Source organism: Veillonella fallax (assembly GCF_020687175.1).
Classification (GTDB): Bacteria; Bacillota; Negativicutes; order Veillonellales; family Veillonellaceae; genus Veillonella; species Veillonella fallax.
In genome coordinates, this window is the sequence record NZ_JAJEQD010000046.1 from 1 (window position 1) to 1,223 (window position 1,223).

General features: G+C 49.1%; 1 rRNA gene. It reads right to left on the minus strand.

Features of this window, described 5'->3' with window-relative positions:
• Window positions 1-1,223 (minus strand): 23S ribosomal RNA (locus tag LKD20_RS09555); the annotation flags it as partial.

The following is a 1,223-nucleotide window of genomic DNA, read 5'->3' on the forward strand; positions in this document are numbered from 1 at the left end:
GCTAGTAACTCGTCATCACATCTCAGCTTTTAGAGCTACGGATTTGCCTATAGCTCAACCTACATGCTTAAACACGCACTTCCAATCGCGTGCTGACCTACCTTACTGTGTCACTCCATCGATCAAACGATTCACACCGGTACAGGAATTTCAACCTGTTGTCCATCGCCTACGCTTTTCCGCCTCGGCTTAGGTCCCGACTTACCCTGAGACGACGATCGTTGCTCAGGAACCCTTAGGCTTTCGGTGGAATGGATTCTCACCATTCTTTTCGCTACTCATACCGACATTCTCACTTCTCATCAGTCCACAACTCCTTACGGTACTGCTTCAACCCAATGAGAACGCTCCCCTACCCATGTACATTGCTGTACATGACACGACTTCGGTTTTACACTTTAGCCCCGGACATTTTCGGCGCAGAGTCTCTCGACCAGTGAGCTATTACGCACTCTTTAAATGGTGGCTGCTTCTAAGCCAACATCCTGGTTGTTTTGGAAATTCCACATCCTTCGCCACTTAGTGTAACATTTGGGACCTTAGTCGGTGTTCTGGGCTGTTTCCCTCTTGACAATGGACCTTATCATTCACTGTCTGACTCCCGAGTATAAGTATAGCCATTCGTAGTTTGACTAGGTTCGGTAACCGGTATGGCCCCTAGCCCGATCAGTGCTCTACCGCCTATACTCTCAACCTCGAGGCTAGCCCTAAAGCTATTTCGGGGAGAACCAGCTATCTCCGTGTTCGATTGGCATTTCACCCCTATCCACAACTCATCCCAAAGCTTTTCAACGCTCACGAGTTCGGTCCTCCACACAATTTTACCTGTGCTTCAACCTGGCCATGGATAGATCACTACGGTTTCGGGTCTACTATTACTAACTGAACGCCCTGTTCAGACTCGCTTTCGCTGCGGCTCCGTGTTTTCCACTTAACCTCGCTAGCAACAGTAACTCGTCGGTTCATTCTTCAATAGGCACGCCGTCGTCCTGATATATATACAGACTTCGACTGTTTGTAGACATACGGTTTCAGGTTCTCTTTCACTCCCCGCCAGGGGTTCTTTTCACCTTTCCCTCACGGTACTATGCGCTATCGGTCGATATCAGTATTTTGGCTTGGAGGGTGGTCCCCCCTGCTTCCCACAAGGTTTCACGTGTCTCGTGGTACTCTGGATACAGTCCCATGTATGCAAGGTTTCGATTACAGGGCTTTCACCTTCT